Annotated in this window: 17 protein-coding genes, 1 tRNA gene and 1 pseudogene; 13 read left to right on the top strand and 6 right to left on the bottom strand. The window is 74.1% G+C overall.

Going from position 1 to position 18,017, the window contains the following annotated elements:
- Positions 1 to 2: 2 nt before the first annotated feature.
- Positions 3 to 266, top strand: a pseudogene (locus AC3EUJ_RS05140) (SUKH-3 domain-containing protein); the annotation flags it as partial.
- Between the two features lie 31 nt (positions 267 to 297).
- On the opposite strand, the gene AC3EUJ_RS05135 reads toward AC3EUJ_RS05140, so the two are convergent.
- On the bottom strand, positions 298 to 1,626 hold the full coding sequence (locus tag AC3EUJ_RS05135; RefSeq protein WP_431959725.1) for an NsdA family TPR-like regulatory protein: 1,329 nt from the start codon (positions 1,624 to 1,626) through the stop codon (positions 298 to 300).
- Between the two features lie 158 nt (positions 1,627 to 1,784).
- Here AC3EUJ_RS05135 and AC3EUJ_RS05130 point away from each other — a divergent pair, with 158 nt between their 5' ends.
- Together AC3EUJ_RS05130 and AC3EUJ_RS05125 are read left to right on the top strand one after the other, a co-directional pair.
- Entirely contained in the window at positions 1,785 to 2,204 is a 420-nt protein-coding gene (locus AC3EUJ_RS05130) for a hypothetical protein (RefSeq protein ID WP_431959832.1), read from the top strand.
- A 34-nt stretch (positions 2,205 to 2,238) separates the two neighbouring features.
- Positions 2,239 to 3,102, top strand: a complete 864-nt coding sequence (locus tag AC3EUJ_RS05125; RefSeq protein ID WP_431959724.1) for a spermidine synthase — start codon at positions 2,239 to 2,241, stop codon at positions 3,100 to 3,102.
- 14 nt (positions 3,103 to 3,116) lie between these two features.
- Here AC3EUJ_RS05125 and AC3EUJ_RS05120 read toward each other — a convergent pair whose 3' ends face one another.
- Positions 3,117 to 3,668 carry a hypothetical protein gene (locus AC3EUJ_RS05120; protein ID WP_431959723.1) on the bottom strand — a complete coding sequence of 184 codons (552 nt, stop codon included), beginning with the start codon at positions 3,666 to 3,668 and terminating at the stop codon, positions 3,117 to 3,119.
- Between the two features lie 108 nt (positions 3,669 to 3,776).
- Here AC3EUJ_RS05120 and AC3EUJ_RS05115 point away from each other — a divergent pair, with 108 nt between their 5' ends.
- Both AC3EUJ_RS05115 and AC3EUJ_RS05110 read left to right on the top strand, forming a co-directional pair.
- Positions 3,777 to 4,454, top strand: coding sequence for a response regulator transcription factor (locus AC3EUJ_RS05115; RefSeq protein WP_431959722.1), 678 nt, complete (start codon positions 3,777 to 3,779; stop codon positions 4,452 to 4,454).
- Positions 4,451 to 5,839, top strand: coding sequence for a sensor histidine kinase (locus tag AC3EUJ_RS05110; RefSeq protein WP_431959720.1), 1,389 nt, complete (start codon positions 4,451 to 4,453; stop codon positions 5,837 to 5,839). The genes AC3EUJ_RS05115 and AC3EUJ_RS05110 overlap by 4 nt, the downstream gene beginning before the upstream one ends.
- Positions 5,840 to 5,915: 76 nt before the next feature.
- Here the strand turns inward: AC3EUJ_RS05110 and AC3EUJ_RS05105 are convergent, their stop codons facing one another.
- The gene (locus tag AC3EUJ_RS05105) at positions 5,916 to 6,164 is read right to left on the bottom strand and encodes a hypothetical protein (protein WP_431959719.1); all 249 of its coding nucleotides are present in this window, start codon (positions 6,162 to 6,164) and stop codon (positions 5,916 to 5,918) included.
- A gap of 306 nt (positions 6,165 to 6,470) precedes the next feature.
- On the opposite strand from AC3EUJ_RS05105, the gene AC3EUJ_RS05100 reads away from it, so the two are divergent.
- Positions 6,471 to 7,964, top strand: coding sequence for a cellulose binding domain-containing protein (locus tag AC3EUJ_RS05100; RefSeq protein ID WP_431959717.1), 1,494 nt, complete (start codon positions 6,471 to 6,473; stop codon positions 7,962 to 7,964).
- Positions 7,965 to 8,060: 96 nt separating this feature from the next.
- Here AC3EUJ_RS05100 and AC3EUJ_RS05095 read toward each other — a convergent pair whose 3' ends face one another.
- Complete coding sequence (locus AC3EUJ_RS05095) at positions 8,061 to 8,747, bottom strand: TetR/AcrR family transcriptional regulator (RefSeq protein ID WP_431959716.1); 687 nt, start codon at positions 8,745 to 8,747, stop codon at positions 8,061 to 8,063.
- A gap of 258 nt (positions 8,748 to 9,005) precedes the next feature.
- Here AC3EUJ_RS05095 and AC3EUJ_RS05090 point away from each other — a divergent pair, with 258 nt between their 5' ends.
- The 7 genes from AC3EUJ_RS05090 (at position 9,006) to AC3EUJ_RS05060 (ending at position 15,222) form a co-directional block, all read left to right on the top strand.
- Complete coding sequence (locus tag AC3EUJ_RS05090; RefSeq protein WP_431959715.1) at positions 9,006 to 9,890, top strand: phosphatase PAP2 family protein; 885 nt, start codon at positions 9,006 to 9,008, stop codon at positions 9,888 to 9,890.
- A gap of 147 nt (positions 9,891 to 10,037) precedes the next feature.
- Positions 10,038 to 11,090, top strand: coding sequence for a hypothetical protein (locus AC3EUJ_RS05085; protein ID WP_431959831.1), 1,053 nt, complete (start codon positions 10,038 to 10,040; stop codon positions 11,088 to 11,090).
- Positions 11,081 to 12,664 (top strand): hypothetical protein, encoded by a 1,584-nt coding sequence (locus AC3EUJ_RS05080; RefSeq protein WP_431959714.1) that lies wholly within the window; start codon positions 11,081 to 11,083, stop codon positions 12,662 to 12,664. The genes AC3EUJ_RS05085 and AC3EUJ_RS05080 overlap by 10 nt, the downstream gene beginning before the upstream one ends.
- Positions 12,661 to 13,986 carry an AAA domain-containing protein gene (locus AC3EUJ_RS05075; RefSeq protein ID WP_431959713.1) on the top strand — a complete coding sequence of 442 codons (1,326 nt, stop codon included), beginning with the start codon at positions 12,661 to 12,663 and terminating at the stop codon, positions 13,984 to 13,986. The genes AC3EUJ_RS05080 and AC3EUJ_RS05075 overlap by 4 nt, the downstream gene beginning before the upstream one ends.
- Before the next feature lie 77 nt (positions 13,987 to 14,063).
- Complete coding sequence (locus tag AC3EUJ_RS05070; RefSeq protein WP_431959712.1) at positions 14,064 to 14,435, top strand: hypothetical protein; 372 nt, start codon at positions 14,064 to 14,066, stop codon at positions 14,433 to 14,435.
- A 112-nt stretch (positions 14,436 to 14,547) separates the two neighbouring features.
- Complete coding sequence (locus AC3EUJ_RS05065; RefSeq protein WP_431959711.1) at positions 14,548 to 15,096, top strand: bifunctional DNA primase/polymerase; 549 nt, start codon at positions 14,548 to 14,550, stop codon at positions 15,094 to 15,096.
- A gap of 53 nt (positions 15,097 to 15,149) precedes the next feature.
- Positions 15,150 to 15,222: transfer RNA gene (locus AC3EUJ_RS05060), tRNA-Lys, on the top strand.
- A 60-nt stretch (positions 15,223 to 15,282) separates the two neighbouring features.
- On the opposite strand, the gene AC3EUJ_RS05055 is transcribed toward AC3EUJ_RS05060, so the two are convergent.
- The gene (locus AC3EUJ_RS05055) at positions 15,283 to 16,515 is read right to left on the bottom strand and encodes a M6 family metalloprotease domain-containing protein (RefSeq protein WP_431959710.1); all 1,233 of its coding nucleotides are present in this window, start codon (positions 16,513 to 16,515) and stop codon (positions 15,283 to 15,285) included.
- A gap of 4 nt (positions 16,516 to 16,519) precedes the next feature.
- Complete coding sequence (locus AC3EUJ_RS05050; RefSeq protein ID WP_431959709.1) at positions 16,520 to 17,776, bottom strand: M6 family metalloprotease domain-containing protein; 1,257 nt, start codon at positions 17,774 to 17,776, stop codon at positions 16,520 to 16,522.
- Positions 17,777 to 18,017 lie beyond the last annotated feature (241 nt).

The following is an 18,017-nucleotide window of genomic DNA, read 5'->3' as shown; positions in this document are numbered from 1 at the left end:
CCGAGATCGCCCTCGTCGTCCGGCCCGACGTCGGCTACGAGGGCGACGCCGAGGATTTCGCCGAGCCGGCCGGCGGCCTGCGCCGACCGGTCCTCCCCGTCGGGTACGAGACGTCGGAGCTCGGGATCGTGCTGGCGGACGACCTGGGCCGGGTGTTCTACCGGCACTGGAGCGGGCCGTACTTCCTGGGCCACGACGTCTACGAGGCCTTCGCCCGCCGCCTTTCCGGGAGCACTCTGCGGGACGCGGAGGACCTCTACGCCTGACGCGGCCCCGTCGACGCCGGACCACGCCGGTTCACGCGGGCCATGACTCCGCCTGCCGGCGCAGGAATTCGGCCACGTCCGGGCGCCGGGAGTACGGCCGGAGAGTCTGGGCGGCGGAGGAGAGCATGCCCCGCACGCGCGGGGACTGGACGCGGCCCAGCAGGTCGAGGACGCGGATGCCGGCGTCGGTGGCCTCGTCGACGCGACGGGCGGAGGCGAGGTTGCCCGCGAGTTCCGCGGTGTACAGCGCGGCGTTGCGCGTGAAGTGCGGCGCCTGCAGGCCGACCGCCCGCCGGGCGTGCTCGACCGCGCGGTGGTGGTCGCCGAGGGCGGACCAGGACTGGGCCTCCAGCCCGGCGAGTTCGGCCTCGCCGTAGAAGGTCATCCACTCCGGGTCCGCGGCGCAGGGGCCGCGGCCGAACAGGGTCTGGGCGCGGGCGAGGGCGCGCTCGCAGCCGGCGCGGTCGCCGAGGCCGGCCCAGCCGCCCGCCTCGCGCAGGGCGAGCAGCGAGAGCAGGCGGGGCGAGCCGAGGTGGCGGGCGGCCTGCTGGGCGGCCTGGGCGGCGCGGACGGCCTCGCGGGGCCGGCCGGCGTCACGGGCGAGGAAGGAGGCGTTGCAGAAGGCGTGCGCCTCCAGGGCGCGGTCGCCGGCCATGCGGGCGGTGGCGAGGGCCTCGCCGTAGAAGGAGCGGGCGTCGGCCAGGCGCCCGGAGTCGTGGGCCAGCCATCCCACGGAGATGGCGAGTTCGCCGGCGCCGCCCATCAGGTCCCCGGCGACGGCCTGGCTGTAGGTGCCCTCGTCGAGGAGGCGGTAGGCGGCCCCCAGGGAGTGGCCGGCCTGCCGGTAGAGCGCGCCGGCGCCGTGCCGGTCGTCGTGCAGGCGGATCTCGCGAACGGCCGCGCGGACGGCGCGGGCCTGGGGTCTGCCGACCTTCCGCACCGTCTCCGCCGCGGCGGCGGGCCCCAGCACCAGGGTCGTGGCGATGGCGGCCGGGCCGCCGGTCATGAACGCGCGACGCAGCACGTCGCTCTCCTCGTCGGTCTCGGTCTCGGTCTCGTACGGGGTCGGCCGGGGGGCCGGGGCCGCCGCGACGCGCCGGCCGCGGACCAGTTCGCGCGGCTCGAAGCCCATGTCCGCCAGGTCGCGGCCGGGGAACATGTGCCGGAAGACCCGCTCGTAGGCGTAGTTGGGGCAGCGGATCTCCCCCGACTCCACGCGGCCGATGTAGCGGGCGTCGCAGCTGACCTGTTCGCCGATGTCCCGCCCCGCGCGGCGCACGGCGGCGGCGAACTCACCGGGGGACCGGTCTCCGCGCAGGCGCCGGAAGGCTGTGTTGGGGGTGGAAGGTGACGAGTGCATCGCCGGGCTCCCGTTGGACGGTCGGTGCGGTGCCGGGTGGCGGCGCGACGACCGTACTCGCTGTGAGGGCCCGAGTACCGGTGGTTTGGCTACAAAAGGGATATCTCACCCTCCATTCGCCATGAAACGCCACCCCTGGCGGCGTCGCGGGGGCGTAGCTGTTGACGTCCGCGCGCGTTGGACATCCTGCAACCCCCACCGTCCGACCCCAAGGAGGATTCGCCTTGTTGGACGAGCCATGGGATCTGGTCACCGTCCCGGCCCGGCAGGGGCTGGAGGCCGTGGACATCCTGCGCATGCGGACCGGTCTCGGACCCGTGCTGCACGACAGCTCGGGCGACAGCCTCGGCTTCCTGGTGCCGCGGGGCACGGCCGACGGCTGGGACATGCCGGGCAGCGCCTGCACGCAGACCGCGGGCGGCGGCCTCACCGTCCCCGGCGAACTGCGCGAGCCCCCGGTGGCCGGCACCGGCTGGCTGGTGCCGCCGCACGATGACAGCGCCGTGACGGACCCGGCGGTGCTGCGTGACGCGCTGGGCGAGGCTGCCCGGATGATCGAGCTGGCCGACCGGCTCTGAGTCCGCGCCTCGGCCGCCGCCCATACTGGGTGGCATGGCAGCGCGCAGGACGAGGACGACGAAGGCACCGGACGGCATACGCGAGCGGGTCGGCGGAGGCCTCGCCGAGCTCGTGCCGGACCGGGACCGGCCGCGGGGCTGGTCACTGCTGATCGACGGGGCACCGCAGTCGCACGTCGACCTGGACGACCCGGGGTACCTGGACTTCTCCTACCAGCGCAGGCTCGGCCACGTCGTCGACCTGGCGGCCCCGCCCGGCCGCCCGCTGCACGTGCTGCACCTCGGCGGCGGGGCGCTGACCCTGGCCCGCTACACCGCCGCGACCCGGCCGCGCTCGACGCAGCAGGTGGTGGAGCTGGACACCGCGCTGGTGGAGCTGGTGCGGCGGGAACTGCCCTGGGACCGGACCTGGCGCATCAAGGTGCGCGGCGGCGACGCCCGCGAGGGCCTGGCCAAGGTGCCGGAGGGCTGGGCGGACCTGGTCATCACGGACGTCTTCGGCGGGGCCCGTACGCCCGCCCATCTGACCAGTACGGATTTCCTCGCGCAGGTGCGGCGGGCGCTGGCGCCCGGCGGACTGTACGCCGCCAACGTCGCGGACGGCGGGCGGCTGGAGTTCCTGCGGGCGCAGATCGCGACGCTTCGGGCGTGCTTCCCGCACGCGTGCCTGGCCGCGGACCCCGCGGTGCTGCGGGGACGCCGCTTCGGCAACGTCATCCTGGTGGCCGCGGACAGCGAACTGCCCGTGGCGGAGTTCACCCGGCGCGTGGCCTCGGACCCGCATCCGGGCCGGGTCGAGCACGGCAGGGAGCTGGACGCCTTCGCGGGCGGCGCGGCTCCGGTCACGGACACCACGGCGGCGGCCTCGCCCGCTCCCCCGGAGTCGGTGTTCCGCTAGGCCCGGCTGCCCGACTAGCCCCCGGAGTTCTGCGCGATGTACGTGTCGACGGTGGGCGGATGCCCGTTCCAGGTGCAGAACAAGGAAGAGGTCGTGGTGGCCGAGACGAAGTCGATCCGGATCCACTCGGGCTGCTTCCAGACCTTCATCTCCCAGCCGGAGTCGGGCGTCGCGGAGACCAGCGTCGCGGAGCGCTCACCCAGGTCGAGCACGACCCGGCCGCCCTCGACCGTGTAGCTGTGCACGTTGCCGGTGTCGGCGGACGAGGACGTGGCGGGAGTGGGCGAACCCGGCGGGCGGGCCGGTGCCGTGGACGGGGCGCGCGGCGACGCCTTGGCGTTCCGCGCCGGCGCGGAGCCCCGCGCCTCGGCGCGGTGGCCGGCCGCGGGACTCGCGGACTGCGTGGGGGCGGCGACCTTGTCGGAGACGGGCTCGGAGATGGGCAGGGCCCGGGGCGGGTCGTAGGCCGTGCCCGCCAGCACGTGGTGGACGCCGAACCACGACAGCGCGACGGCGGCGCTCGTGGCGAGCGTCCACGCTCCGGCGTGCGCCAGTGCTCTTCGCATCCGCCCATAGTGCCGGACGCACCCCCGAAACGGAGCCGGGGGTTGCGCTTCCCGGTCTGACGTGCTCGCGCCCACCCGGTATCCCCCAGATGGGCTAGGTTGCGGGCCATGGCAAGTGTGCTCGTGGTCGAGGACGACCAGTTCGTGCGCTCCGCCCTCATCCGCCACCTCACCGAGGCCGCGCACGCCGTACGGAGCGTGGGCACGGCCCTGGAGGCACTGCGGGAGGTGGCGCAGGTCGGATTCGACGTGGTGATCCTGGACCTCGGCCTGCCGGACCTGGACGGGGCCGAGGCGCTGAAGATGCTGCGCGGCATCACGGACGTGCCGGTGATCATCGCGACGGCGCGGGACGACGAGTCGGAGATCGTGCGGCTGCTCAACGCGGGCGCCGACGACTACCTCGTCAAGCCGTTCTCGGTCGAGCACCTGTCGGCGCGCATGGCGGCGGTGCTGCGCCGCTCCCGCACCCGCGAGGCGGACCGGGTGCTGCGGGTGGGCGGGCTGCAGATCGACGTGCTGCGCCGCCAGGCCGCCCTGGACGGGACGCCGCTGGCCCTGACCCGCCGTGAGTTCGACCTGCTGTCCTTCCTGGCGGCCCGGCCGGGCGTGGTGGTGGCGCGGCGTGAGCTGCTGTCCGAGGTGTGGCAGCAGTCGTACGGTGACGACCAGACCATCGACGTCCATCTGTCTTGGCTGCGCCGCAAGTTGGGCGAGACGGCGGCCCGCCCGCGCTATCTGCACACGCTGCGCGGGGTGGGAGTGAAGCTGGAGCCACCGCGGTGAGGTGGGCGCTGGTCAAGGTCTGCGTCGCGGTGACGGCCATGGTCGTCGTCGCCTTCGCGGTGCCGCTGGCACTCACCGTCAAGGAGATGGCCCGGGACCGGGCGATCGGCAACGCGGAGCGGCAGGCTGCGGCCATAGGGCCGGCGCTGGCGATCACCACCGACCGCACCCAGCTGGAGCGGGCGGTGGCCTCGACGCAGGCGGGCGCCGACGGCCGGATCGCGGTGCGGGTGCCCGCGACGGAGGGCACCGCCGGGGTGGAGATCGGCCACCCGCACGCGCCGGACGCCGACCTGGACCGGGCGTCGGAACTGGGCCGGGCCGCCACCGTCCCGGTGGCCGGGGGTTACGCCCTGCTGCAGCCGACCGCGGTCGGTTCGGGCTCGGTGGCGGTGGTCGAGGTGTTCGTGCCGGACGGCGAGGTCAGCCGCGGGGTCACCACCGCCTGGGCGGTGCTGGCCCTGGTCGGCCTGGGCCTGATCGTCGGCGCGGTGGCGGTGGCGGACCGGCTCGGCACCCGCATGGTGCGCCCCGCCAAGCGACTGGCGGACGCCGCGCACGGCCTCGGGCGCGGCGACCTGACCGTACGCGTCCCGGAGGACGGCCCGGCCGAACTGCGCTCCGCCGCGGCGGCGTTCAACGCCATGGCGGACCAGGTGGTGCAACTGCTCGCCAACGAGCGGGAGCTGGCCGCCGACCTCTCGCACCGGCTGCGGACCCCGCTGACGGTGCTGCGGCTCAACGCCGCCTCGCTCGGTGACGGTCCGGCCGGGGATCAGACCCGGCACGCGGTGGCCCAGCTGGAACGCGAGGTTGACCAGATCATCCGCACCGCCCGGGCCCAGCAGGCGCAGAGCCAGCCGGTCACGGTGGGCTGCGACGCGGCCGAGGTGATCCGGGAGCGGATGGCCTTCTGGTCGGCGCTCGCCGAGGACCAGGGCCGCGAGGTGAGCACCGCGGGCGTCGAACGCCCGGTGCGGGTGCCGGTGGCGCGGACCGACCTGGTGGCCTGCCTGGACGCCATGCTCGGCAACGTCTTCCGGCACACCCCCGAGGGCACGGCCTTCGCGGTGGACGTCCACAGCAGCCAGGAGGCGGTGATCGTGCTGGTCTCCGACGCAGGCCCGGGAATCAAGGACCCGGCGGCCGCGCTACGGCGCGGCCAGGGCGCGGGCGGAGACGGCTCGACGGGCCTCGGGCTGGACATCGTACGGCGCCTCGCGGAATCGACGGGGGGCGACGTACGGCTCGGCTCCTCGGTGCTCGGAGGTGCCGAGATCCGGGTGTGGATCGCCCTGCGGCCACTCGCCGCGGGCGGCAAGCGGAACCACCGGGTGGTGCGCCGCAGGCGGCTGAAGCGCTCCGCCGCGGCCACGGAGGGCTGATCCACCCACCGGGCCCGATGGCTCCGCTGCCCCTGGGACCCGGCCGGACGTCCCTGGCCGGATCCCACGCCGCCGGTCACCCCCAGTAGACGTCGCAGTAGTCGTAATAGACGTAGTAGGCGTCCTCCCCGGCGTAGCAGTAGTCGTCATTGACGTAGCCGTGCACGGCGCCGGCCCGTTGGTGCGAGGTCTGCGTGACCGCGGTCTCGGCCTTCGCCGGCGCCGGGGCCGCGGACGCGGTGGTGGGGATCAGCGCGCCGCCGGCGGCCAGGGCGGCGGAAGCGGTGAGGACCAGCAGGCGCCGGGTGCGAAGTGTGTGAGTCATGGGAGTTCTCCTTCGGTGATTGTCTGCTGCGGTGCGGGAACCGGCCGGACGGTCCCGCCGGACGATTCCCCCGGGTCAGGCGTTCCGCGTGAACCCATGCCTCCATTGACCCCGGCCCGGCGCGCCACGTCACTTCCCGGAATTTCGGGGCTTGACATGCGGCGACTCACCGCCGCGCCCGAACGCCCCCCCAGAGGTCTGAACCATTAACCGGCCCCGATGGCTCCCTTAAGCGCGTCATAAAAGATCGAACGCCCGCCCATCTCTGGGCATTTGCCTGAATCGGCATCGCTAGCGTGCCGCTCCATGAGGAACTCACATCGTCGTCGTCCCACCCGCAAGGCCGCCCTCCTCGCAGGTGTGACCGCGGGCGCGGTCGCCGCGGCCGGCGCCTTCGCGCTCGCGGGCTCGGCCCAGGCCGCCACCGTCGGTGCCGCGTACAGCAGGACCAGCCACTGGAGCACCGGCTACACCGGCCGGTACGAGATCACCAACTCCTCGGACGCGACGCTCTCCGACTGGACGCTGAAGTTCGACCTGCCCGCGGGCACGAGCATCAGCTCGCTCTGGAACGCCACCTACACGGTGTCCGGGCAGCACGTCACCGTGCGCCCGGCGAGCTGGAACCAGGACATCGCCGCGGGGAAGGCGGCCGAGGTCGGTTTCGTGACGAAGTCCGCCACGAAGGCGGGCGACCCGGTCAACTGCCTGATCAACGGCGTGAAATGTTCCGTCGACGACGGCGTGACCGCCTCCCCGAGCGGACGCCCCACCGCCACCGCGAGCCCGACGGCACCGGGCTCCGGCAGGACGCCCACCGCCACCCCCACCAGGACGGCGTCGCCGACGGCCACCGCGACCCCGTCCGCGACCGCGAGCCCCACCGCGGGCACCGGCTCGCCGTCCTCCGCCGGCTTCGCGCCGTACGTCGACACCTCGCTCTACCCGGCCTTCGACCTGCTCGCCCACTCCCGGGCGACCGGCGTCAAGCAGTACAACCTGGCCTTCGTCACCGACGGCGGCGGCTGCACGCCCAAGTGGGGCGGGGTCGGCGACCTGGCGAACGACGGCGTCGCGGCCCAGATCGGCGACCTGCGCAAGGCCGGCGGCGATGTCCGGGTCTCCTTCGGCGGCGCGTCCGGCTCGGAGCTGGCGACGACCTGTTCCTCGGTCTCCGCGCTGGCCGCGGCGTACGCCGAGGTCGTCGACACCTACCAGCTCACCAAGGTGGACTTCGACGTCGAGGGCGGCGCCATCGCCGACACGGCCGCCAACACCCGCCGGGCGCAGGCCATCGCGCGACTCCAGGCGAGCCACGGCGGCCTGGAGGTCTCCTACACCCTGCCGGTGATGCCGACCGGTCTCACCCAGGACGGTGTCGGCCTGCTCGCGGACGCCAGGTCCCACGGGGTGCGGATCGCCGCGGTCGACATCATGGCGATGGACTACGGCGCCTCCTTCAGCGGCGACATGGGCGGCTACGCGATCGACGCCGCCACCGCCACCCAGGGACAACTCAAGGGCGTGCTCGGCCTGTCGGACGCCGCCGCCTGGAGGGCCGTCGCGGTCACCCCGATGATCGGCGTGAACGACGTGGCCACCGAGGTCTTCAAGGTCGACGACGCGACGCAGCTGGTGACCTTCGCCCGGTCCAAGGGCCTGGGCCGGCTGTCGATGTGGTCGGGCACGCGGGACAAGCAGTGCGCCGGGGGCGCCAGGAACGCCGCCGACGCGACGTGCAGTTCGATCGTCCAGGAGGCGGGCGCCTTCTCCAGGGCCTTCGCGGCCTACCGCGGCTGAGGCCGCACGCGACCACCCCCCTCCCCCCACACGGGCGCCCCGGCCGGCAGTTCAGCACCCCGCCCCGGCCGGGGCGCTCCCGTGCGCGCCGCGCGCTCAGGTGCGGAGCAGACCGTCCAGCAGCGCGGACAGCCCGCCCTCGTACTGCGCGCGGCCGGACTGCTGCGCGGCGACCAGCTCGGGGGCCAGCCCCACGAGCGAGGGATAGCTGTCCGGCGGCAGGTCGGCGAGCCGGCCGCGGATCCGCTCGCGCAGTCCGGCCTCGGCCTCCTCGCACTCGGCGCGTTTGCGGCGCACCACCCACAACGCGGCGCCGACCGTGTACTGCATCAGCGCCACCTGGGCGCGCGCGGCGGCGGACGGGTCCAGTCCCGCCTCGATCAGCAGGCAGAGCATCCGGTCGATGACGGCGATGGCCTCGTCGCCGCGGAGCGGGCGGCTCGTCAGCAGCTGGAGCGCGGAGGGGTGCTCACTGAAAAGCCGGTACACACCGACACAGAGTTCAATAAGCTGCCCGCGGGGCGGGCCGGAGCCGCCGGAGGGCAGCTCGATCTCGCCGAGCAGCCGTTCGTTGACCGCGTCGATGATCTCGTCCTTGCCCTTGAAGTGGGAGTAGACGGCCATGGTGCCGACGCCGAGCTCCTGGGCGAGCGCGCGCATGGTGAAGGCCTCGGGCCCGTGGCGGTCGAGGAGCGCGACGGCCGCGTCGAGGATGCGGTCCGGGTTCAAGGTGTTGCGGGGGACGCGGCGCCGTGGGGAGCGGGCCGGCGGGGTGACAGTCATGAGGGATGTGTGTCCGGTCGGGGGATCGTGGGTGAGCGGTCGGCGGGTTGAGCGGGTTCCTTGATTCTCCCGCGTTCCCGGGCAACCCGGCGAGGTGGCGGGGCGTCTTTTCGCACGTCTTCCCGAGCACAACTGTCTGAACCCTGGACGAATCGGGGGTGAAGGGAATAGGCGGGGGCGGTGCCCGGGTTGGTTAGCGTACGTCGTACGGTAGACCGAAATGACTCTCACAGGGAGAGATGGGGGGAGAACGGCCGGATGACCATGAGCATCACCGCCCCGCGGGCGTCCGCCTACCGGGGCGGTCTTCGCTGGTGGACCGAGCTGCCGCTGATCGCGGTGGTCTACGGCCTCTACACCGCGGGCCGCCTCCTCGTACGCGGCGACGTGGGCCGGGCAGCCGACCACGGCATCGCCATACTCCACCTCGAACGCGCGCTCCGCATCGACCCGGAGCGCTCCATCAACTCCCTCTTCAGCCGCTACCGGGCGCTCGGTGTTCCCGCCGACTTCTGGTACGCCTCGCTCCACTACCTGATCACCCCACTGGTGCTGGTCTGGCTGTGGCGCCGGCGGCCGACCGTCTACCGCCTTGCGCGCACCTGGCTGCTGGTGTCCACCCTCATCGGGCTGATCGGCTTCACGCTCATGCCCACCGCGCCACCGCGGCTGCTGGCGGCCGGCCACGGCTTCATCGACACCATGGCGCAGTACGGTTCGTACGGCTGGTGGGGCGCGGAGGCGAGCGCGCCGCGCGGGCTGGGCGGGATGACCAACCAGTACGCGGCCATGCCCAGCCTGCACGTCGGCTGGTCCCTGTGGTGCGGCATCATGCTCTGGCGCCACGGACGCACGTCCTTCGTCCGCGCCGTGGGCGTCCTCTACCCCCTCGGCACGGCCCTCGTGGTCATGGGCACCGCCAACCACTACCTGCTGGACGCCCTCGCCGGCGCCGCCGTGATGGGGATCGGGCTCCTGCTGGCACCCCCGGCGCTGCGTGTGGTGGACCTCATACGGGACGCCGCGCGCATCCGGTTCGCGACACCGCGGCCCGCCTCCTCCACGGTCGTCGCGACCTCCCGCGACGTCGCTCCGGCGGACGTGGGGATCCTCCCCGGAGCGGCGGTCGAACCGCGGCGCTGAGGCTCCGGCCGGGGCCGCGGACCGCCGGCGTCCGCATTGTGGCCCACGCTGTCGGTGGGGGGTGCGAGACTTGCGCGGGTGAGCACTACGCACGATCTGCGAGAGCGGCTGGCCGCGTTGCGCGGCCCGACGACCGTGCCGCGCCCGATGGACGCGCGCGCCCTGGCGGCGCTCGCCGCGAACCCCGGGTGCCGGCGCCGGGCGCTGCTGGACGCCGCCGGGGTGGACAAGGCGGCGGTGGCGCGCGTCCTGGGCAACCCCGCGCCCTTCGGGCAGTCGCAGTTCGCCTTCGTACGGGGCCATGCCTTCGAGGCCCGGGTGAAGGCCGACGACTGCGCCGAACTGCTGCGCCTGCTGGGCGCGCCCGGGACCGCCGAGGCCGTGCTGCCCGACCTGTCCGCCCCGGGTCCCGAGGGCCGGGTCGCCCGCACCCGCCTCGCGCTCAAGGAGGCGACCGCGGCGGGCCGGTGGACGCTGCTCGACCACCCCCTGCTCGTGCTCGAGGTCGCGGACTCCCCGGTCTACCTCGAGCCGGACGCCATCGCCGTGCGGCCGGACGGCTCGTGGACGGTGGTGGAGGTCAAGTCCTTCCCCATCCTCGACGGTTCCGCGGACGCGGTGAAGGTCGGCGCGGCGGCCCGCCAGGCCGCGGTGTACGTCCTGGCGCTGGAGCGGCTGGGGTTCGGCACCCCGGAGCACCGGGTGCTGCTGGTGTGCCCCAAGGACTTCTCCAACCTTCCCGCCGCCGAGTTCGTCGACGTGCGCAAGCAGCTGGCGGTCACGCGGCGGCAGCTGACCCGGCTGACCCGGATCGAGGACATCGCCGCCTCCCTGCCCGAGGGCACGACCTTCGACCTGCGGCTCGCGGACGACGGACGGACGGCGACCCGCCCCGCCGCGGAGCTCTCCGACGCGGTGGACCGGCTGCCCGCGGCGTACGCGCCCGAGTGCCTGGCCAGTTGCGAGTTGTCCTTCCACTGCCGCGAACAGGCCCGGGCGTGCGGCGCGGTGGAGGTCCTCGGCCGCGGCGTGCGCGGTGAACTGGGCGCGCTGACCGAGGTGGAGCAGGTGCTGGCGGCCGCGCGGGGCACCGAGGGCGATCCTCCCCCTGGCTCCGCCGGGGGGACCCCCACGGATCCCGCGGTCGCCGCGCTGCGGCGGGCGCAGGCCCTGCGGGCGGAGGCGCTGGGATGTCGCTGATCTCGGTGCTGGCCCGGGCGGAGGCCATGGCGACCGGCCGGGCGACACCGCTCGCGACGGTGCGCCATCGCCATCTGTCGGACCGGCCGCTGGTCCTCGTCCCGCTGACCACCGCGGGCGAGGTCGGCGCCCCGTTGGGCGCCCTCGTCGGCACGGACCGGGACGAGCCCCGGCTGCTGGCGGTGCCGCAGCCGCGCGACCGCGATCTGCGCTTCGCCTTCCTGGCCGAGCTGGCGCAGGTCGTGCTGCCCTACCTGGAGTCCTACGCGGACGACACCGAGACCGAGCCGGCCACCCGCACCCGGGTGGGGGCGCCGCCCGGCCCCCAGGCCGGGGGAGAGCCGGAGGTCTGCGCCGACGCACCCCAGATCGTGGTCGCGAACGCCCCCGCCGTGGAGTACGTGCGCCTGCTCGGACGCTCCACCCGCTTCCGCCGCACCACCGAGGACGACCCCGACGAGCCGCATCCGGTGCCGGCCAGGGTGCCGCTGCTCGGCCGCTGGCTCACCCACTACGGGGAACGCGCCCGCACCCCCGGCTCCGCCCTGCTGCTGTCCGCGACGGAACTGCTCACCCGGCACTGGGCGACCGGCCAGAGCAACCTGGAGGACCAGCACCTGGGCGCCCTGCTGGCCTGGATCGACCCTCCGGACGGCACGACGGGCGCCGAGGCGGCCCGCCGGGCGGAGTCCCACCGCGGTCCGGACGGTCTGCTGCTTCACCCGCCCGCCGGTCCCGCGACGGACCCGGTCTTCGACAACACGGTGCTCGCCCCGGCCACCGCCCGCTACGACGCCGGGATCAGCGGGGCCGGGGAGGAGATCGCCCACCTGCTGGCCGGCCAGATGCGTCCCACCTGGGACGCGGTGTGGCGGTCGCTGGACCTGCTGCGCGAGCTGCCCGAGGGCGACCACGTCGCGGACCGCTGGAAGCGCGACCGGTGGTCGTACACCTCGCACCGGGACCGTGTGCGCGCCGGGGAGCCGCCGCAGCCGCGCCGCGACGACGCCGTGTCGGCGGCGCAGAAGCTCGCCGGCCGGGAGACCGCGCAGGTGCGGCTGGAGGCCCAGGAGGCGCTGGACGACCCGCTGGTGATGGCCGTGCGGCGGCTGGCCGGGGAGGCCTTCGCGGGCCGGGTGGACCGGGTGGAGATGGCGATGAGCGAGGGCAAGGTGCCCAAGCCGCGTCCCCTGGTGACGATCCTCACACAGGACCGGCCGCATCTGGACGAGGCCGCCAAGCTCTACCGCGCGCTGCCGGACGGACGTACGCAGCAGGCGCAGTTCGTGGAGTGGGCCGGACCCGGGGCGGTGCTCCTGCGGGTGGTGAACGGCATGGGCCGTGGCAAGGTCCCCGATCCCGGCACGGTGCCGGCGGAAGGGGACGAGGTGTGCTGGACGTTGTTCGAGCACGCGCCGCGCGGCGGCGCCGGGCTGCCGGATCCGGAGGACACCCCGTGGACCCACGGCGGGCCCCCGGGCGCCGCGACCGCGGGCACGACCGCGGCCACCGCCGGCGGCGTCGCCGCCGTCGCCGAGAGCCCTGACCCCGCGACCACGGAGGACTATCTGTGAGCCCGGTGAGCGACGCCGCCCAGGCGGCCGGCACCGCGACCGAGCGGATCCTGCACGACACCCTGCACGGCGCGTTCCGCGGCGTCGTCGTCGACTCGCCGCCCGGCGCCGGCAAGTCCACGCTGGTGGTGCGCGCCGCCCAGGAGCTGGTCGCGGCGGGTGAGTCCCTGATGGTGGTCGCCCAGACCAACGCGCAGGTGGACGACTTGGTGGACCGGCTGGCCACCGCCGACCCCAAGCTGCCGATCGGCCGGCTCCACGGCAGCGACTCGCCGCCGGACCCGGTACTCGACCGCCACGAGGCGGTGCTGAAGTCGACCAAGGCGGCCGACCTCGCCGGGGCCAAGGTGGTGATCGCCACCGCCGCGAAGTGGGCCTTCGTGAAGGACGCCGAGCCCTGGCGGCACGCCATCGTCGACGAGGCGTACCAGATGCGCTCGGACGCGCTGCTGCAGGTGGCCGGGCTGTTCGAGCGGGCGCTGTTCGTCGGCGACCCCGGCCAGCTGGACCCGTTCAGCGTGGTCGGCGCCGAGCAGTGGGCAGGGCTGAGCCATGACCCCTCGGCGAGCGCGGTGGTCACCTTGCTGGCCCACAACCCGGGGCTGCCGCAGCACCGGCTGCCGGTCTCCTGGCGGCTGCCGGCCTCCGCCGCGCCGCTGGTCTCCCACGCCTTCTACCCCTACACCCCGTTCCGCAGCGGCACCGACCACGGGGACCGGCGGCTCTCCTTCAGCGTGCCCGGTGACGGCTCGGGCCCGGACCGGGTGGTGGACGAGGCCGCCGCGTCCGGCTGGGGCCTGCTGGAACTGCCGGCACGGCGCACCCCGCGGACCGACCCGGAGGCGGTGCGCGCGGTCGCGCTGGTCGTCCGGCGGCTGCTGGACCGCGGCGGCGTGGCGGTCTCCGAGCGGGGCACCGCGCCGGTGGGCCCGGACCGGATCGCCGTGGGCACCGCCCACCGGGACCAGGCGGCAGCGGTCCGCGCGGCGCTGGCGGACCTGGGCGTGACCGGGGTCACCGTCGACACCGCCAACCGGCTGCAGGGCCGGGAGTTCGACGTCACCGTGGTGCTGCACCCCCTGTCGGGACGTCCCGACGCCACCGCGTTCCACCTGGAGACCGGGCGGCTGTGCGTGCTGGCCTCGCGCCACCGGCACGCGTGCATCGTGGTGTGCCGGGCGGGGGTCTCGGAGCTGCTGGACGAGCACCCCTCGACGGAGCCGGTGCAGCTCGGCGTGACCGTGAAGTTCCCGGACGGCTGGGAGGCCAACCACGCGGTGCTGGCCCATCTGTCCGAGCACCGCGTGACCTGGCGGCCGTAGCCCGCCCGCCGTCCGCTCCGGGCACTCTTGCGCGGGGCGGGACAATGGAAGGCGCTGACGATCCTGGAGGTACGTTCATGTCCGAGCCGCAGTCGGCTCACAGCGCGGCGGACAAGCAGCCCGCCCCGCGCCTGAAACCCGCCCAGCTGCTGTTCGAGCCCGCCGCCCTGGCCGAGGACGAGGAGCACTTCTTCGACCTGGAGTCCATCGAGGACCCCAGGGCGCTGCTGGCCCGTTCCTCGGAGCTCGCCCTCGCCTTCCGCGCGGCCGCGGACCGGGCGACGGAGTTCCAGGCCATAGCCGCGGCCCAGCTCGCCGACCCCAAGCGTTTCGACCGGCTGACTCCCGCCGCCATCGGCGAGCAGGCGGGCTGGTCGGAGGACTACGCCAAGCGGATGATCGAGTTCGGCGAGGGCCTGATGCGGGGCGGGGACGCAGCGCTGTCCTGACGACGCACGTGGCATATGCGTGCGGGGCACGGTACCCGACACATGGCAGGCGTGTCCGGCCTTCGCGTGATGTCGCGTAGCGAAACGTTCACTCACGGTAGTTGTATGGGTCATGAGTGACTGGCAGTGGCACACATGGCCGGGGGGCGTGCCGGAGTCCGCCTCCCGCCCATATCCGTACGCGCAGTACCCCACCCCTGACGGGGCCGATTGGCTGGCCTCCGCCAGCGCCTTCCCGCGCAGCGTGCGGGCCCTGTGGTCCGCACGGCCCACGGCGCCGAGCGCGCTGCCCTGCGGCACGGCCTTCGACGCGGTGAATCTGCCGGCCCTGTTCGGGCGCCGGGTCCTGGAGCACCTGTGGTCCTCGGGCCCCGGCTCCGGTCCGGCCGCCGTGCTGCGCGGCCGGGTGCTGCTGCTCGCCGAGCCGGGCACGGCCACGCGCCTCCCCTCGCTGCTGGCCTGGGAGGAGTGGGGGCTGAGGCTGCCGCCGGTGCTGTGCCACGGCGACGGGGACTCGGTGGCCCTGCCCCCGCCGTACGGCGACACCGGCCACGGGCGTTCCCGCTGGCTGGTCGCCCCCGACACACGCCGTCCGTGGCTCCCCGGGGCCGACGTGCTGCTGTGGGCCTGCGTCCGGGCTGCCCGAGCCGAGGCCGGTTGATTATCGATTTTCACCCGCCCGCAAGCGGATGCTAATGTCTACGACGTCAGCGAGCGCCGCTAGCTCAACTGGCAGAGCAGCTGACTCTTAATCAGCGGGTTCGGGGTTCGAGTCCCTGGCGGCGCACAGCGAGAGGGCGTCCTTCCTACGGGAAGGGCGCCTTCGTCATGCGTCCCGTCGTATGCGCTACGGGCCGTCCCACAGCGGGCGCGAGGTGGTGATCCGCACGGTCCAGCCCTCGTCGTCCGGGTCACGGCCGAGGACGTCGACGGTGAGGCCGCGGGCGCGGTCGGTGAAGCGGCCACCGGAGGAGAACGGGGCGTCGTTGAGGGCGTTGAAGGTGGCGCTGCTGTACTCGCAGGCGGTGGTGCGCGGATGGGCGTCCTCGACGGCGACGGGCCCCTGCCCGGAATCGACGTCGGTGCGCACCTGGTAGATCAGCACCCCCTCGCGGCAGGCCTCGCTGTCGTTGCCGCGGGCGGCGCGCGCCTCGACGACGTACGCGCGGGTCCGGCCGAGGGGGATGACGACCGCCTTGCGGCCGCCCGGCACCTCGACCGGCGTGAGGTGCACCGAGCGGGCGCCCGGGTCGCGGACGCAGGCGACCTGCCAGTCGTCGAGCCACCCCAGGCGCCATTTGTGCCAGGAGAAGAGATCGCCCTGCAGCCCCCAGTCCAGGGACATGCTGTCCCATTGGCCCGCGAGGGTGTCGGTGTGGCCGAAGTCCTTCACGGAGTACAGGTCGGGGAGCCCGAAGGCGTGGCCGTTCTCGTGGCCCAGCACCCGGGCGCCGGACTGGTCGTGGCCGTAGACCAGCGAGACCCGGTCCAGGCTGGTGCCGTCGTCGGTGGTGGCGGCCGAGGCGCCGGTCCAGGTCACCGAGAGGACGGCCTGTTCGGCGGGCGGCCCGGCGTTGGGCGTGACGAGGACGTTGACCAGGTCGTACCCGGAGAAGTCGATCTTCCGGTCGGCGACGCGCAGCAGGTCCCGCATCATGGCCGTGTGCGTACGCCAGCCGTAGCCGCGCCCTATCCCGTAGGAGTGGAAGGGCCGCGGCATGCGGATGTAGCGCAGCACCGGCGTCGAGACGTAGCGCAGCTTCCCGTACGAGGCGCGGTAGAACCAGTGCCGCACGGCGGGGAAGAACTCGCGGTAGCGCTCGGCGGCGCTGTACGGGGCGCGCTTGTCGGGGAAGTCGACAAGCAGGGTGAGCGCCCGCACCTCGCCGGTGGCACGGGCGAACTGACGGCCGTCCGCGCCGCCGAACCCCTCGGACATCGTGACGCCCGGCGCTGCTCGCAGCGCACAGGGACGGTCGGCCGGCGGGGCCGCCGCGGGCGCCCCCTCGGTGGCGGCGGTGCCGCCGGCGGCGAAGAGGAGCAGCGAGGCCAGGACCGCGAGCGCCCGGGGACCGCGCATCGCCTCAGCCCTGGGTGACCTGGACGGTCCAGGATCCGTCGGAGTGGCGATCGGCGACGTGGACGCGCGCCGACCGGCCGAGGGCGTAGGTCTCCCCCGGCCGCAGCGGCGCGTCGGCGAGCGGCGGGTACACCGAGGACTCCCAGCAGGCGCCGCTGCCCGGATGGGCGTCGACGACGTCGACGGGGCCGTCGCCCGACGAGACGTCGGCCCGGACGCGGTACATCAGCACGCCCTGGCCGCAGGTGAGGCGGTCGTTGCCGAGGGCGGCGCGGGCCTCGATGGCGACGACACCTTCCACGCCCGCGGGCAGCACCAGCAGCTTGACGCCGCCGGGCCGCTCGACGGGGCTCAGGCGGAAGGTGTGGGTGCCGCCCTCGGTGACGCAGCGGACCTGGGACGGCCCGAGCCAGCCCAGCTTCCACTTGTGCCAGGCGAAGAAGTCCGGGGCCAGCCCGAACTGACTGCCCATGAGGTCCCAGTCGCCGACGTGGGTGTCCCAGTCGGCGTTGCTGCCCAGGGGCGGCCGGTAGTAGAGGTCGGGCAGGTCGAAGGCGTGCCCGGTCTCGTGGGCCAGCACGTTGATGTCCGGCGGGTGGCCCTCGAAGACGGTGACGAAGCGGTGCAGGTCCGTGCCGTCGACGCGGACCGGTCTGCCCAGGTTGACCACTTTGGTGGCGTCCGGGTCGACGCCGGGCGCGTCGGGGTCGGCGACCAGGTAGACGACCCCGTACCGGGAGAAGTCCACCTGCCCGTCGGCCGCCACCACGGCGTCCCGCAGGTAGCGGGCGCGCAGGGCGGGGCTCCAGTCCCGGCCGATGCCGTACGCCGTGGACGCCGCGGGCATGCGCAGCCAGTGCGGCAGGATGCGCGGCCGCAGCCGGAAGGTGCCGTACGAGGCCCGGGCGAAGAAGTTCGTGGTGGCCGGGAAGTGATCGGCCGCCAGTTCGCCGGGACTGATGGTGGGGGCGGCGTCGGGGAACGCCAGGAACACCATCAGGGCGTCAACATCGCCGCGGGCCCGCGGATAGGCCTGGTTCCAGCCGCTGACGCCCTCGGAGTGGTGTGCCCGGGTCCGCGGCAGGGCGCACAGCGAGGAGTCGGAACCCCCGGCCGCGGGGCCGGTGACCAGCGTCCACGCGACAACGGCCGCGAAGACGCTGACGGCGGCGACGACCGCCCGGAGCCCGTCGGGGGCATGCCCGCGAACGCTCCGGCGGAACCGCCGGTGCGCACGTATGGGTAGCCCTGACAGCGGCACGTGGACCTCTCGTACGGGGTCGGGACGCCCACATCACGCTGCTACGGTTTGCTATGTTTTGCCCCGTTATGATGAGCCGCTCGGGTGACCGTCCGATCACTACAGTGCGTAATGAGTGACGAAAAGCGGTCAATGGAATTCAGCGGCCAAACACAAATGATCAAGATCGCATCCGGCGTGCCGAGAATCACCACGACGGCGGTGGCAGCGGCAATTCCGCAACGTCTATGATCGGCACATT

This window comes from Actinacidiphila sp. bgisy160 (genome assembly GCF_057707815.1).
Note: the sequence above shows the minus strand (reverse complement) of the source record. Positions and strands in the feature narration are given on the sequence as shown.

Excerpts from the sequence above, each read along its gene's own strand:
- AC3EUJ_RS05055 (WP_431959710.1), bottom strand. The coding sequence starts at position 16,515 with ATGCGCGGTCCCCGGGCGCTCGCGGTCCTGGCCTCGCTGCTCCTCTTC.
- AC3EUJ_RS05090 (WP_431959715.1), top strand. The coding sequence starts at position 9,006 with ATGACCATGAGCATCACCGCCCCGCGGGCGTCCGCCTACCGGGGCGGT.
- AC3EUJ_RS05125 (WP_431959724.1), top strand. The coding sequence starts at position 2,239 with ATGGCAGCGCGCAGGACGAGGACGACGAAGGCACCGGACGGCATACGC.
- AC3EUJ_RS05080 (WP_431959714.1), top strand. The coding sequence starts at position 11,081 with ATGTCGCTGATCTCGGTGCTGGCCCGGGCGGAGGCCATGGCGACCGGC.
- AC3EUJ_RS05135 (WP_431959725.1), bottom strand. The coding sequence starts at position 1,626 with ATGCACTCGTCACCTTCCACCCCCAACACAGCCTTCCGGCGCCTGCGC.
- AC3EUJ_RS05065 (WP_431959711.1), top strand. The coding sequence starts at position 14,548 with ATGAGTGACTGGCAGTGGCACACATGGCCGGGGGGCGTGCCGGAGTCC.
- AC3EUJ_RS05095 (WP_431959716.1), bottom strand. The coding sequence starts at position 8,747 with ATGACTGTCACCCCGCCGGCCCGCTCCCCACGGCGCCGCGTCCCCCGC.
- AC3EUJ_RS05100 (WP_431959717.1), top strand. The coding sequence starts at position 6,471 with ATGAGGAACTCACATCGTCGTCGTCCCACCCGCAAGGCCGCCCTCCTC.
- AC3EUJ_RS05085 (WP_431959831.1), top strand. The coding sequence starts at position 10,038 with ATGGACGCGCGCGCCCTGGCGGCGCTCGCCGCGAACCCCGGGTGCCGG.
- AC3EUJ_RS05115 (WP_431959722.1), top strand. The coding sequence starts at position 3,777 with ATGGCAAGTGTGCTCGTGGTCGAGGACGACCAGTTCGTGCGCTCCGCC.
- AC3EUJ_RS05070 (WP_431959712.1), top strand. The coding sequence starts at position 14,064 with ATGTCCGAGCCGCAGTCGGCTCACAGCGCGGCGGACAAGCAGCCCGCC.
- AC3EUJ_RS05120 (WP_431959723.1), bottom strand. The coding sequence starts at position 3,668 with ATGCGAAGAGCACTGGCGCACGCCGGAGCGTGGACGCTCGCCACGAGC.
- AC3EUJ_RS05105 (WP_431959719.1), bottom strand. The coding sequence starts at position 6,164 with ATGACTCACACACTTCGCACCCGGCGCCTGCTGGTCCTCACCGCTTCC.